The organism is Roseivivax halodurans JCM 10272 (assembly GCF_000521785.1).
Taxonomy (GTDB): Bacteria; Pseudomonadota; Alphaproteobacteria; order Rhodobacterales; family Rhodobacteraceae; genus Roseivivax; species Roseivivax halodurans.
The window spans coordinates 25,245-38,609 of record NZ_JALZ01000025.1; the positions used below are offsets into that span (position 1 = coordinate 25,245).

The 13,365-nt window shown below is 63.9% G+C and carries 10 protein-coding genes and 4 pseudogenes; 9 read left to right on the top strand and 5 right to left on the bottom strand.

What is annotated here, in order from left to right:
* From kdsA (OCH239_RS16490) to OCH239_RS16525, 8 genes and pseudogenes are all read left to right on the top strand, one after another.
* Positions 1 to 840: a 3-deoxy-8-phosphooctulonate synthase gene (kdsA, locus tag OCH239_RS16490; RefSeq protein ID WP_037265036.1), complete on the top strand. Its 840-nt coding sequence runs from the start codon at positions 1 to 3 to the stop codon at positions 838 to 840.
* A 179-nt stretch (positions 841 to 1,019) separates the two neighbouring features.
* Positions 1,020 to 1,934: a hypothetical protein gene (locus OCH239_RS16495; protein WP_037265039.1), complete on the top strand. Its 915-nt coding sequence runs from the start codon at positions 1,020 to 1,022 to the stop codon at positions 1,932 to 1,934.
* Positions 1,931 to 2,950: a capsular polysaccharide export protein, LipB/KpsS family gene (locus OCH239_RS16500; protein ID WP_037265041.1), complete on the top strand. Its 1,020-nt coding sequence runs from the start codon at positions 1,931 to 1,933 to the stop codon at positions 2,948 to 2,950. Before OCH239_RS16495 ends, OCH239_RS16500 begins: the two co-directional genes overlap by 4 nt.
* Positions 2,951 to 3,172: 222 nt before the next feature.
* Positions 3,173 to 3,691, top strand: coding sequence for a YjeF N-terminal domain-containing protein (locus OCH239_RS16505; protein WP_037265044.1), 519 nt, complete (start codon positions 3,173 to 3,175; stop codon positions 3,689 to 3,691).
* Positions 3,692 to 3,878: 187 nt separating this feature from the next.
* Positions 3,879 to 4,811: a glycosyltransferase family 2 protein gene (locus OCH239_RS16510; RefSeq protein ID WP_037265047.1), complete on the top strand. Its 933-nt coding sequence runs from the start codon at positions 3,879 to 3,881 to the stop codon at positions 4,809 to 4,811.
* 385 nt (positions 4,812 to 5,196) lie between these two features.
* Positions 5,197 to 5,574, top strand: a pseudogene (locus OCH239_RS16515) (transposase); the annotation flags it as partial.
* Positions 5,559 to 6,065: a hypothetical protein gene (locus tag OCH239_RS16520; RefSeq protein ID WP_157577913.1), complete on the top strand. Its 507-nt coding sequence runs from the start codon at positions 5,559 to 5,561 to the stop codon at positions 6,063 to 6,065. The pseudogene OCH239_RS16515 and the gene OCH239_RS16520, both read left to right, overlap by 16 nt.
* Before the next feature lie 180 nt (positions 6,066 to 6,245).
* Positions 6,246 to 6,677, top strand: a complete 432-nt coding sequence (locus tag OCH239_RS16525) for a phasin family protein (RefSeq protein WP_037265052.1) — start codon at positions 6,246 to 6,248, stop codon at positions 6,675 to 6,677.
* A gap of 340 nt (positions 6,678 to 7,017) precedes the next feature.
* Here OCH239_RS16525 and OCH239_RS16530 read toward each other — a convergent pair whose 3' ends face one another.
* From OCH239_RS16530 to OCH239_RS16550, 5 genes and pseudogenes are all read right to left on the bottom strand, one after another.
* A complete protein-coding gene (locus OCH239_RS16530) occupies positions 7,018 to 8,013 on the bottom strand; it encodes a purine-nucleoside phosphorylase (protein WP_037265055.1) in 996 nt (331 codons plus the stop codon).
* Between the two features lie 482 nt (positions 8,014 to 8,495).
* A complete protein-coding gene (kdsA, locus tag OCH239_RS16535; protein ID WP_037265057.1) occupies positions 8,496 to 9,341 on the bottom strand; it encodes a 3-deoxy-8-phosphooctulonate synthase in 846 nt (281 codons plus the stop codon).
* A 1-nt stretch (position 9,342) separates the two neighbouring features.
* Positions 9,343 to 10,130 (bottom strand): annotated as a pseudogene (locus OCH239_RS16540) (3-deoxy-manno-octulosonate cytidylyltransferase).
* Positions 10,131 to 10,469: 339 nt separating this feature from the next.
* Positions 10,470 to 11,386, bottom strand: a pseudogene (locus OCH239_RS16545) (KpsF/GutQ family sugar-phosphate isomerase).
* A 154-nt stretch (positions 11,387 to 11,540) separates the two neighbouring features.
* Positions 11,541 to 12,545, bottom strand: coding sequence for an SDR family NAD(P)-dependent oxidoreductase (locus OCH239_RS16550; RefSeq protein ID WP_037265059.1), 1,005 nt, complete (start codon positions 12,543 to 12,545; stop codon positions 11,541 to 11,543).
* Between the two features lie 290 nt (positions 12,546 to 12,835).
* Here OCH239_RS16550 and OCH239_RS16555 point away from each other — a divergent pair.
* Positions 12,836 to 13,342 (top strand): annotated as a pseudogene (locus OCH239_RS16555) (IS110 family RNA-guided transposase); the annotation flags it as partial.
* Positions 13,343 to 13,365 lie beyond the last annotated feature (23 nt).

Sequence of the window (13,365 nt, forward strand, 5' to 3'; positions counted from 1 at the left end):
ATGGATCCGATCCGGACCCGCACCGTGACCATCGGCAATGTGGAGGTCGGCGGCGCCGCCCCCTTCGCCCTCATCACCGGTCCCTGCCAGCTCGAGAGCCTCGATCACGCGCGCATGATGGCCGAACGTATCGCCGAGGCCTGCGCCGCCACGGGCACGAAGTTCATCTTCAAGGCCAGCTACGACAAGGCCAACCGCTCCTCGCTCGGCACGTCCCGCGGCCTCGGCATGGAGACGGGGCTCGAGATCCTCGGGACCATCCGCGAGGAGTTCGGCGTGCCGGTCCTGACCGACGTGCACGAGCCCTGGCACTGCGCGAAGGCGGCCGAGGTGGTGGACGTGCTGCAGATCCCCGCCTTCCTCTGCCGCCAGACCGACCTCCTGCTCGCCGCCGGCGAGACGGGTGCCGCGATCAACGTCAAGAAGGGCCAGTTCCTCGCGCCGTGGGACATGGACAATGTGGCCGAGAAGATCGCCTCGACCGGCAACGAGCGGATCATGCTCTGCGACCGCGGCACGAGTTTCGGCTACAACACGCTCGTCACCGACTTCCGTGGCCTGCCCACGATGGAGCGCACCGGCTACCCGGTCGTCTTCGACGCCACCCATTCGGTGCAGCAGCCGGGCGGCATGGGAGCCACCTCGGGCGGCCAGCGCGAGTTCGCGCCAGTGCTCGCCCGCGCCGCCTGCGCGGTGGGCGTCTCGGCGCTCTTCATCGAGACCCACGAGGATCCCGACAACGCCCCTTCGGACGGCCCGAACATGATCCCCGTGGAGCGCATGGAGGCGCTTATCGGGGAGCTGCGTGCCTTCGACGACCTGCGCAAGCATACCGGGTGAGCATGACAGGAGGCGCAAGTTTCGGCGGTCTCTATTTCCATCACACGCCCGCCCCTGGGGCGGGGTCGAGCCGTCCCCCGGCCTGGATGCGGATCCTGGCGGGGAGCGGACGGGGCCACTGGCTGACAGGCCCCCTGTCGTGGATGTTGGCCCTGGCCGGGTGCGGACGGGGCCATTGGATGAAAAGGCCTCCCGTCGTGCTTCCGAGTTCCGCACGCTGGCTCGTCCTGTCGAACCCGGTCTTCAGCCCTCTCCTGGCCCGGCTGGGAGACGAGCTGCGCCGTCGCGGTGGAGGCATTGCAGCCGCCTTCGAGACACCCGACTTCGATCTCGGGCTCTGGAGCGAGAGCCCCCTGCGCGCCCATCCCGCGCTCCCGCAGGAGTACCTGGCCACCCGGGTCCGCCATTTCGCCCGTTCCATAGCCCTGTGCGACGCCTTTCTGGTGACCGGGCCTGCCATGGCCGCGAGGCTGAAGGCGCGCAATCCGGCAGCACTTTCGCTAACGCTTCCCTTTGCGCTCGATCCGGCGCACGCGCCCATCGAGGTCCCATGGAGACCCGTGCCTCCGCGCCGCATCCTGTTCGAGGTTACCGCTCCGCCGGATCGGGCCGCATTGCGCAGGCATGAGCCGCTTCTGGCTCAGGCGGCGGAGGTCCTGAAGGTGCCGATGGAGATAAGCGAAGCTGCGTTCCTCACTCCGGCATTCCGCGATCATCCGCGCCTCACCCTGAGCCGCATCGCTCCGAGCCTCGGACCCGGAGACATCGTGTTCTATCCTCCCTCGGGAGATGGCGCGTGGCAGATAATGCAGAGCGGGGCGCCGCTGTCACGGGCGCTGGCCGCCGGCGCCACATGTTGGGGGGCTATCCCGGAGCAGGTACGTGTGTCCCCGGCACCGCCCCACCGGCTCATGCAACCTGACCATTTCAAGACGTGGACCCCGAACTGCACAGCCGCATCGGAAGGAGGCCCGACTGCCGCCTTGACTCATGAGCATGAGCGCGCATGGCTGCAAGCCTGCCGGCCGGGCGCGGCGGAAGCGCGGCTCGTGAATGCGCTCGCGCCACTTCTCGCGGAAGGATCCGGCCCGTGAAGGTGTTGTTCTATGTCGAACCTCACGGCATTCGCGACTGTTTTTCCGAATTCAGGGTGCCCCTGCAGCAGATGCTGACGGCGCTCGCCGAGATCGCGGCCCGCCCCGGGTGGGAGGCACGGCTTTTGTGCAACCCAATCATGGCAGATGTCGTCCTACAGGAAGCGCCCGAGCTCTGGCCTCTGGTACTGGTGCCCTCTCCCGCGGAGCGAGAAAGAATGCACGCCCTGTCAATCTCCTGGGACGGATCGGGCATGCAGCGCTGGCACGAGCTCATGCGGGATCCCGGCGCCGAGATCTCGCGGTTCTACACAACCTTGCTGACGCGGCTCAGGGCCGAGGCATTTACCTTCGAGGCAGTGGTCCTCTGGGGCGAGAATGCGGCCGTCCGGCAGATCACCGAGGCGGAGGATCTCGTACGGGTCCATCTCGAACTCGCGAGTTTCCGGGCACCTTTCACCCCCGCGCTGCTCATGGATCCCGAGGGGGTGAACGGCGCGGCCTCCACCACCCGCCTCGAGGTCGAAACGCTGCCCGAGGCGCCGGAGCCTGAAGCCCTCCTGAAGATCGTGCATCCCAAAGGAGATCCCCGTCGCGTGCGCGCGGGCAGGAAAGGCCCCACGGCGCTGGTGCCGCTTCAGCTCGCCGACGATGCGAACCTGCAGCTCTACAGCTACTACGACAGCCCGGCTGCATTCCTGAACGAGGTCATCCCCCCGCTTCTCGCGGCCGGTATGGTGATACATCTCAAGCCCCATCCCGGGGTCTTTGCCCGCGGCGGTGAGGTCTGGGTGGAGCAGGATCGCGCCCTTGCTCCTTGGCGGGGCCACGCCGGGGTCGAGATTCTGCCGGCGATAGAGGCCCCGAGCGCCCTGCCGGCTCGGATCCAGGCAGCAGATCTCGTTGTCGGCATCAACAGTTCAGTGCTCTTCGAAACGACGCTCCTTGGGGGAATCGCGGTACCGATGGGAACGGCCTGCTTCGCCCCCCCCGGGGGCCCATCCCGACCTTGGTGAAGCGATCACGCGGCATAGCGATGCTGGCTGGCGCGCGACATGGCAAGCCCGGGCGCGCCGTGTCGCGGGGGCGCTTCTTTCGGCAGCCTTCGTGCCCGAGGCGGACATGGTGCCATCCTTGCTTCGCCGGCTGACACTCTGGCAAGATCCGACCCTGCGCGACCCGCATGCGAGTGCCGCCAGTCTTTGTCCTCCGGAGAAAGACGAAAGCGCGTCCATAGTATGATCGACATCTCTGCTCTCTCTGTCGCGCTCCGGCACGCGCCCGGCGAAAACCGACTTCTGTCAGAAACGATCTCGACCGTGACACTGGGCGTCGGGCAAATGCGGCACGCCCTGCCCCGCCTGCCCGAAGACGCTTTGCGCGCCGAGATGCCTAGACCCCGGCAAGAGGCTAGCCTGTCCGGCTGGGCAGTCGATGCCGGCGATCTGGCTCCCGTGTTATTGATCCTCCTGAAGGCCGGACATGATGGGCTGATGCCCGTTGCACGCGCATTCCGGCCCGACATACGCGCAATGCATGGGTTCGACTACGACGGGACCGGTTTCGAATTTGACCGGCCGAAAAGTGAGCACGCCACACTTCTCTTCATCTTGCGCGGCGGCGTGGTCATTAAGCACATGCAACTTGTGCCGCCCAAAGGCCCAACGAAAGCGCTATTCTTCTTTCGGCACCAAGCCGCTGTCTTCAAGCATATCGTGCGGCGCAGACCTACTGCGATCAGGCGCCTCTTACCATGACTGGGGCGTCAGTCAGTCTAAAGCTTGAGACCGAAGTATTCTCGTCTAAGACCCACCCGGATATTTGGTACAGCTGGCCGTCAGTTTGTGATGCACCGCTTGCTACCAAATTCATCGTCGAACGGAGCCCCAAGGGTGACGACGACTCAGCCAAAAGCCTCAGAATCCCGGCGAGGATCACATCCGAATGACACTAGCCTACAACGATGCTGCGAATGTGCAGATCCTGCTCGCTGTCTACAACGGTGGCGCGCATCTGGCCGAGCAGCTGGAGAGTATTGCCGCGCAAGGCCATCCCCACTGGCGAGTCATCGCGAGCGACGACGGTTCTTGGGACAACAGCCGCACGGTTCTTGATGCCTTCGGCGAGGATCACAGCGTCATCGTTCACGACGGTCCGCGGCAGGGCGCTGCAGCCAACTTCCTCTCGCTCCTCGGCCACGCAGACCCAAATGACTGGGTCGCCTTTGCCGACCAGGACGATATCTGGCTCCCGGATAAGCTCGAACGCTCGCTCGCGGCGTTAAAAGACATCCCCCCCGAGACCCCTGCCCTCTTCTGCAGCCGTAGCTGGATCTCCGACGCGGACGGCAATCCGCTCCGGCTCTCGCCACCACGGCCGCGGCCGATCTGTTTCCGCAACGCGCTCGTGCAAAATGTCGTGGCCGGGAACACGATCCTGCTGAACCCTGCCGCCACCCACCTGGTTCAAGCGGCGGCACAGGAGGCGGGCAAGGTAGTGATCCACGACTGGTGGATCTACCAGATCGTCTCGGGGGCCGGCGGGCGTATCGTGCATGACGACGAGCCGACGCTGCTCTACCGCCAACACGGCCAGAACGAGATCGGCGCCAATGACAGCGCCCGCGAACGCGCCAAGCGGATCGGAATGATCGTCACCGGCCGGTTCCGAGACTGGAACGCAATCAACATCGCCGCACTGCGCCGCTCCGAGGATCGTCTGGCGCCGGAGAACCGGTCCCTGCTGAACGGATTCGCCGAAATGCGAGCCTCAACGCTTCCACTCCGTCTATGGCGATTGGGCCGGCTGAGGCTCTACCGGCAGGGGAGAGCATCAACAGTCGCCCTCTGGCTCGCGGCAGCTCTAAACCGGCTATGACTCCACAGCACGGCACCCGCGTCAGTGGGGATTTAGACCGACAAACACCCAAGCAGCAAAGCTGGCCTCGTCGATACATCCCGAAACCAGGCCTTCCATCATTTGTACGCCCTCAACCGGATCCGGGCGAAAGACAAAGCCGTTCAAGCGCAAAACGTCAGGGCCAGTTCACTCAGCCACCGAAGAATGATCATGCGCCATGATCCTGAGAGTCAGCCGTCACCCTGACCACGAAGAGCGTGTCGCCCTCCTTGGCATCCAAGATGGTGAGCATTTTCGTCGTCAGGGTCGTGACAGCGAAGGTGCCAACCTTGCGGATCTTGGTCTTGTGAACTGGCCCCCGTTTCGACCGGACACTTGGGCATAGCCATGGAGGCTTAGGCATATGCCTGAGCACGTGCTTATGTCTGAGATAGAGATCATCACCGATGGTGGCCGTCGGCGCCGCTGGCCTGCCACGGAGAAGCTGCGGATCGTCGAGGAGACGTTGGAGGACGGTGCCAGCATCTCTGTCGTCGCGCGCCGGAATGGCGTGGCTCCGAACCTGTTGTATCGTTGGCGCGGTCTGATGCTGGACGGGGGAGCGGTGGCCGTGTCCGAGGATGACGATGTGACCAGTAATCGTGCCGTCCGGCAGATGGAGTATCGCATCCGCGAGCTCGAGCGCCAGCTCGGCCGCAAGACGCTCGAGGTCGACATTCTCAAGGTGGCGCTGGACAAGACGCGCTCGAAAAAAACGGACTGGGCTTGCGCAACCTCGGCAGCTATCTGCCCTCGCTCTATTGCGAAACGCTGAAAGCTGTGCCCTTCCTTCCCTTTGAAAGCTTCTTGCAGAGCCCCCTGCCCCGCCTCTCCTGGCTGCCTCTCGTGAGAGGGTTGCAACGCGCCTTTCCCGGCTCACCCCTGACCGTCTACACCGCCGAGACCTTGCGGGGCCGCGAAGCCGCCCTGATCTCACGGGTTATCGGCCTGCCCGTTGCACAGTTCCGCAAAGTGAACCATTCCGAGCGCCCCGGCTTTTCGCGCAATGCGGTCGAGGCGATGCGCGCGTCCTGGGAGGCCGGCCGACCCTGGCCCCACCAGCGCTGGCGCGAGGTGGTGGCCGCTCATCCCCGCAGCGCCTCCCCCGGCTTCGATCCCTGGTCGCCGGAGGAGCGGGACTTCTTCGATCGGCGCCACGAGAGCGACCTGGAAGCGATCGCGGCGCTGCCGGGGTGGAGCTTCTGGGGGTGGAGGAACTCGGAGGCTGATTGATTGGCCCTCAAGCGACCATAATTAGGCGCTCCCTCCGGACAGTGCACCGCTGCGCCTGAGACCGAAGATTTCTGCTCAGCACATCGATCCCTTGAAAATGCTGCACTGCAGCATTACCTAGGGTTCAGAGGCGCAAGAGGGCGCCATTGAGACATCATCTTCTCTGGAAGGAGACCCGACATGGCCACGAAGCAAAACACCAAATCCGCAGCCAACGACATGCAGAACCTGTTTGATCCGAAGGGCTATCAGGACCTCTTCAAGACCTGGGGCCAGACGGCTGAGCGCATGACGGCAATCAGCACGGAGGCCGCAACGCGGTCTTCCGACATCGCGAACGACACCGCCAAGGAAGCGTTCTCGAACCTCCGTGAGGTGGCTCAGGTCCGCAATGAGCCGGCCGATTACGGCAAGGCCTATAGCGACTTCGCGCAGAAGCAGATGGATCTCTTCATGCGCACGGCACAGGCCTTCGCCACCGTGAGCCAGAACACGGCGACCGAAGCCACCGAGCTGGCCTCCAAAGCCGGTGAGGACATGGGTCAGAAAGCCGCTGCCAACGTTCAAGGCGCCGCAGACAAGGCGACCTCGGCGGCCAACAAGGCCGCGTAAGGCCACAGGCCCAACAGCAAGATCAATAATGAGCGGCGGGTTCGAAACGGCCCGCCGCTTTTTTATGTGTGCAGGTGTGACATCCTCATCGTTGCCTCCACGGCATCGCTGTCATTATCGGCCTGCCAAATGATCAGAGATACAACGGGCGGAGCATGCAAAAAACAAGATGAGGCCATGCCACATCCGTTCATGGTGCCGTTCCGTTCGTCTGGCGATCGATGCTGAAAAAGCATTCTTTTTCGGACGCATAGTGAAGAAGTCCAGCTCCGCGGACCTTCTGAGCTTCTTGCGAAACGTCACGCCGCCTCTGGGATAAGCGCCGCGAGGACCCACCCTCCTAGTTCTTGGGCGAGCCTTCGCGCCACTGGTCCCAGTTGTTCACAACCTCCTCAACGAAGGCCGCCCCAACCGCGTGGATGTTCTCGATCGTCTCCGCGAAGCCGCCGGCTGTCTCTCCGGGAGCGGGATCGAGATGTTCCAGCGTCGTCTCGTCCGGGTGTCCCTGGTCGAAGTTCACCGCACCGCGCAGGCTCAGGAGCCGATCCGTGCCGTGAAGGCGGTCGACAACCTGGGCAATGGCGGCCGCCTCCATCTCGGTGATGACGTAGTCATCCGCGCCGTAGAGTTCGGTCATGTACTGCGCCTGTTTCGACAGGCCGGGTCCATGGAAGAACGTGTCCCCGGTCATATGCGTGCCTGTAAAGACAAAGGGCGCGCGCCGGGCGGTCTCCTGAGGGTAGCGCTCGCGGTAGCTCTGTGCATCCTGCGAGTCTGTAAGCTCCACGTTCGAACTGAGCTCGACTGCGTGATCCACCAGATCGGGGTTCAGCTCGTAGACGCGGATGTCCTCGTAGCCGTCCCGCGGCATGAAGAGCGGTTCTCCCTCCGGCACCTCATCCGCGGCCCAGCGATGACCGAGATCGTAGTCGACCAGCCAAGTCGCCCAGCTGACCGCGCCGATCGTGCCCTTGTCCGGCGGCGTGCCCGCGACCCCGGTCATCAGGAAGTAGGCGTTCGAGAAATCGAGTGCGGGGTCGAGGAGGATCGCCATCATCGACGACGATGACGCCACCTTCCCCATGCCGAGGATCGACCCGCAAACGCCCTCGTCGTTGCACCAGACCGGGTTCGCCGCCCCTGGCACCTCTCTCGGTTCCGCCTCTGAGAGGTAGTCCTCGTACCATGCTTGGAACTCGCCGGCCCGGTCTCCCTCGAGTTCGCCAATCTCGAACATGGAGCCGATGAACACCTTGACCTCCTGGGGCTCCTGCGCCGCCGTAAAGGCGGGCCAGGTCAGGGCGAGGGTAAGGACGAGGGGGGCATATCTCCGCACGGGCGGTCTCCTTATCGCGAGGCGTCGTAATGTAGTGGTTCCGGTTGAGGGCCCGTTCTGCACGCTGGGGGAACGATCGCCAAGAACAACGGACAAATTTGCGCTCTCGTGCCCGCCAATTGCCTTCTGATCAGGCTGCATGGCCCTTGGAAAGGGCTAATGACCGGGTCGGGGTCAACCGATTTCACGCAACAGCATACCGATCCCGGCCGATGATCTTGCGCAGGCTCGCGCGTTCTTAGCAGCGGTGCACCCGTTCTGGACAGGTTTCCGGATGCGATGAAGTGACCGCAGCACGGCATTGAGGCTGTAACCGCCCTCCGACGGCATCAACCCCGTTTTCTCAGCCGAAATCCAACCCCGTCCTCAGGCGGTGCTTCCCGGAGGCATACACCGCAACCACCTGCCGGCGAGTAAATCCGTGCTTTGAGGTCCCCCATCCGTCTGGTTTCGGACGGAGACAATGCCGTTTCGCTGCTCGACTAAGAATTCGCCCTGCCCTTGCGTAGATCGTCGAAGGCGCGCAGCTCCGCGATGAGGGATGCCATCCGGTCTACCGGGATCATGTTTGGCCCGTCGGACGGAGCATTGTCCGGGTCCTCGTGCGTCTCGATGAAGAGCGCTGAGACCCCAACCGCGCAAGCCGCGCGGGCCAGGACCGGCGCAAATTCGCGCTGCCCGCCGGAGCTCGCCCCCATGCCGCCCGGCTGCTGCACCGAATGGGTGGCGTCGAAAACGGTAGGATAACCGGTGCGGCTCATGATGGGCAGGGAACGAAAGTCCGAGACCAGCGTATTATAGCCAAAGCTCGCCCCCCGCTCGCAGAGCATGATCCTCTTGTTCCCGGTCGAAGCAATTTTCGCCGCGACATTCTCCATGTCCCATGGCGCGAGGAACTGGCCCTTCTTCACGTTGATCGCAACGCCGGTCTCACCCGCGGCCAGCAGGAGGTCGGTCTGACGACAGAGGAAGGCGGGGATCTGCAGCACGTCCACGACCTGCGCCGCCTTTTCGCAATGCCAGGGCTCATGCACATCGGTCAGGACCGGCACGCCGAACTCCTCGCGGATGGTTCCGAGGATCTCGAGACCCCTCTCCATGCCAAGCCCTCGTGCGGTGCCGAGAGAGGAGCGGTTGGCCTTGTCGTAAGAAGCCTTGAAGATGAAGCGCGTCCCCGTCGCAGCGCAGGCCTCGGCGAGGCGCTCGGCCATCATCCGGGCATGATCGAGGCTCTCGAGCTGGCATGGGCCGGTAATCAGCGCAAAAGGCGCTGCACCACCAATCTCCACGTCACGAACCGTAACGATGCGAGTGTCGATAGACTCCATCTCAGAGCTCCTTCAGTGCGGCTTCAATGCGGGGAATATCCTCGGGGTTGTTGAGTTCCCAGAAGAGACGGCCCTGCGCCTCGACCTCGACACAGGCCACGGGCGTTCCGTTCTCGAGGAACCGCAGCTGCTCAAGCCCTTCCATCATCTCGAGCGGCCCTGCCTCCCATGTTCCGTAGCGCTCCAGCGCTGCAGGCCGGTAAGCGTAGACCCCCACATGGTGAAAGACCGGAAGCGGGTCCGGCACGGCGCCCGGCGCGATATAGGGAACGACCTCCTTGGAGAAATAGAGCGCCCGTCCCTCCCGATCAAAGACAGCGGTGGTGCCGCCCACCGGCCCGCCTTCCTGTCCTCGACGAAGTGACCGTATGTGGTGGTGTCGCAGCGCAATACCGGCGTCGCCATCTGCGCAGCGGGATCACCCTCCATCGCCGCGATCAGCGCCTCGACGAACCAGGGCGGTGTGAGCGGGGCATCCCCCTGCAGGTTGACCACAAGATCCGTCTCGATCCCCGCCCGCGCCAACGCGTCAGCGCAGCGTTCGGTCCCGTTGCCGCAAGCCTCCGACGTCATGATCACCTCTGCCCCAAAAGCCCGGGAGGTCTCGGCAATGCGTGTATCATCGGTCGCGACCGCGACACGGGTCGCTCCGCGCACTTTGTTCGCCGCCTCCCAGGTCATTTCGATGAGGCTCTTGGTGGTGCCGTTGGGCAAGGTCAGTTTTGCCAGAGGCTTGCCCGGGAAACGTTGCGATGCGTAACGCGCCGGGATCAGGATCGTGACGTCCATCAGCTGAATCCGCCGCGGAGACAGATCTGGATTTGGGTTGTGGCTTCGAGATGGGTGCTCCTCCCAACAGAGGTCAGCTTCCCAGCCCTCGCCGTCCAAACACAAAAGTTCCTGCCCGACCCCGCCGGTCGCATCCCACCTATCGGCCTTGTGGCGTTCATGATTTCGGGGCTCCCTTCGGCAACCTAATATCGGCGCCGCCAGCATTGGCGGGCAGTTTTCGATACCAAGACCAATCGCCCGGCAAAAGGGTGCCTCGCTTAGGCTTCGGTTCTGCGGCCGGACGCTGACGGCGACACCAGCGGTGATCGCTGCGAAAGTGTTGGCGCCCGTCCCGTATCAGGCGACGCCGGCCCGCAGAAGGTCCTGAATATGCAGGACCCCCTCGGGTTGGTCGTCTTCACTGACCACCAGGGGCCCCGAGATCTTGCGCTCGTTCAGAACCGCCAGGGCCCGCGCTGCCAGCATGTCCGCGGTCACGGTGACCGGGTCGCGCATGGCGATTTCGCCCGCGCTCTTCTCGGAGAGGTGCGCGATGTTTCGGCGCAAATCACCGTCGGAGACCACACCGTGAAGCCGGCCGTCCGCGCGGGTCACCGCCGTAATGCCAAACCCCTTGGCGGACATCACCAACAGCGTCTCGGTCATGGGCGTCTCGGGCGCCACCAGCGGCAGCGCCTCGGGTCCATGCATGAGATCGGCCACCTGGGCGAGCTGTGAGCCGAGTTTGCCGCCTGGGTGGAAGTCGCGGAAATCCGCAGCCTCAAAGCCACGCTCGCTCATCAGCGCCACCGCAAGCGCATCTCCGAGCGCAAGCATCATCGTGGTAGAGGTGGTGGGCGCAAGTCCCATCGGGCAAGCCTCGGGACGCTTCGGGAGCGTGAGCCGCAGACTGGCCGCGCGCAATAGCCGATCACATCCGAGAGTTCTGCCGTCTCGCCCGAATTCGAGATCAGCAAACAGACGTCACCTTTCGCGATCATCCCAAGATCGCCATGGCTCGCCTCGGCGGCATGTACAAAATAGGAAGGTGTCCCAGTCGAGGCGAGCGTGGCCGAGATCTTACGTCCGACATGACCGGACTTGCCGATGCCGCAAACGATCACCCGACCGGACGCGCTCCGCATCATCTCCACGGAGGCCGCAAAATCCTCGGGGAGCTCTTCGGCAAGCGCCTGCAGGGCCTCGGCCTCGGTGGTCAGCACGCGCCGCGCCGCCTCGAGCACCGAGCCCCGGAATGATGCGCTGTCATCCATGTCGTTCATGTGCCTCTTGCTGTCTCAGGCCCCTGATACGCCGGTTGCGGCGCCACCTGAACCCGTTGGCCCTTCGGCCTCCGCTCGCCGTCATCGCTCCCCAAGAGCATTGCTGGCACCGCGGGGGTGTTTCGCGCGCGAAACATCTCTTGCTCTAGACGCCGTAAAAGCCCCGGTACCATTCCACGAAGCGCGCCACCCCCGCTTCTACAGACGTACCGGCCTTCGCTCCGGTCAGGGTCTCGAGCAACGAGGTGTCGGCCCAGGTGGCCGGCACGTCTCCGGGTTGCATCGGCAGCAGAGTCTGCTCTGCCTGCCGCCCCGTCGCCGCCTCGATCGCGATGATGAAGTCGATGAGCTGGACGGGTTCGGAATTACCGATATTGACCACCCGGAACGGTGCGACGGGCGAGAGGCTGTCAATCTCCCCCACCGGATGGCCGCGCTCCGGCACCGCATCCGCCAGCTTGCGAATGCCGTCCACAAGATCGTCGATATAGGTGAAGTCGCGCTTCATGTCGCCGTGATTATAGACGTCAATTGGCTCATTCCCGAGGATGGCCCGGGTGAACTTGAACAGCGCCATGTCGGGCCGCCCCCAAGGCCCGTAAACCGTGAAGAAGCGGAACATGGAGATCGGCAGATCGTAGAGATGGGCATAAGAATGTGCCATCGCCTCGGTCGCCTTCTTGCTCGCGGCATAGAAGGACATCTGGTGATCGGCCCGCATCGTCTCGGCATAGGGCATCTCGGTATTGGCGCCATAAGCCGAAGAGGTGGAGGCGAGCAGCATATGCGCCGGCGGGTGCGCGCGCGCCGCCTCCAGGAGCTCAAACGTGCCGTCAATATTGCTCTGAAGGTAGGAGCGCGGATTCTCGATCGAGTAACGCACCCCGGCCTGCGCGGCGAGATGGATCACCAGGTCGAACCGCTCCTCGGCGAAGAGATCCATCAGCATGTTCGGGGTCTCGACCGCGGCCTCGACAAAGCGGAAATCCGGGCTCTCGCCGATCTCGGCCAGCCGCGCCCGCTTGAGCGAGACGTCGTAGTAATCCGTCATCGCGTCGAGCCCCACGACCCGCACACCTTCACCCAGAAGGCGCTGCACAGAATGGAACCCGATGAAGCCGGCGGCCCCGGTGACAAGTACCCGTCTCATCCAGACACCTCCGGTAAAACACTTCTCCCGGCAGGCCTGCCACCGGCGCTTTCCGACTAAGCCGGTTTTGTCCCAAAGAAAATGCCCCGGAGACCTCTGCGCCTCTTCGAATGAGGTGCAGGGGCTTCTGGATCAGGCGGTGTCACGACACCTTGCCTCACATCAAGGCACCCTGCCCTTTCCTCTTCACCAAAGCTTCGAGGGCTCCGCGGGGCGTTGATGATGTGACCGCCCCCGAGGGCATCGATGTGCCAAGGTGGGTCTGCGACGATCCACAAAGGAGGACGGTCATGTCGGAGATTACCACGGTCGGTCTCGATCTTGCGAAGAAGATATTCCAGCTTCACGGAGCTGACGACACCGGGCGCGTCGTGGTGCGCAGGAAGCTGAGGCGGGACCAGGTGCTGGCGTTCCTCAGCCAGCTGCCACCCTGCCTCGTCGCGATGGAAGCCTGTGGCGGCGCACATTTCTGGGGGCGCGAGATCGGGAAACTGGGGCATGCGGTGAAGCTCATCCCACCCGCCTACGTGAAGCCTTTCGTTAAACGGCAGAAGAACGATGCTGCGGATGCCGAGGCGATCTGTGAAGCGGCGATGCGCCCCAGTTCAAGTTGGTCCGCGCCAGCGGATCGAACGATCCGGGGGATCGTTCGAAGGCGCGGAACGCGGTTCGTGCCGGTGAAGAGCGAAGAGACGCAGGGCGCTGCCATGATCTTTCGCGTCCGCGAGCTTCTGGTCCGGCAGCGGACGCAGATAATCAATGCGCTCCGCGGCCACCTTGGCGAGTTCGGACAGGTGTGATCCTGCCCCGAAAAAGTGGA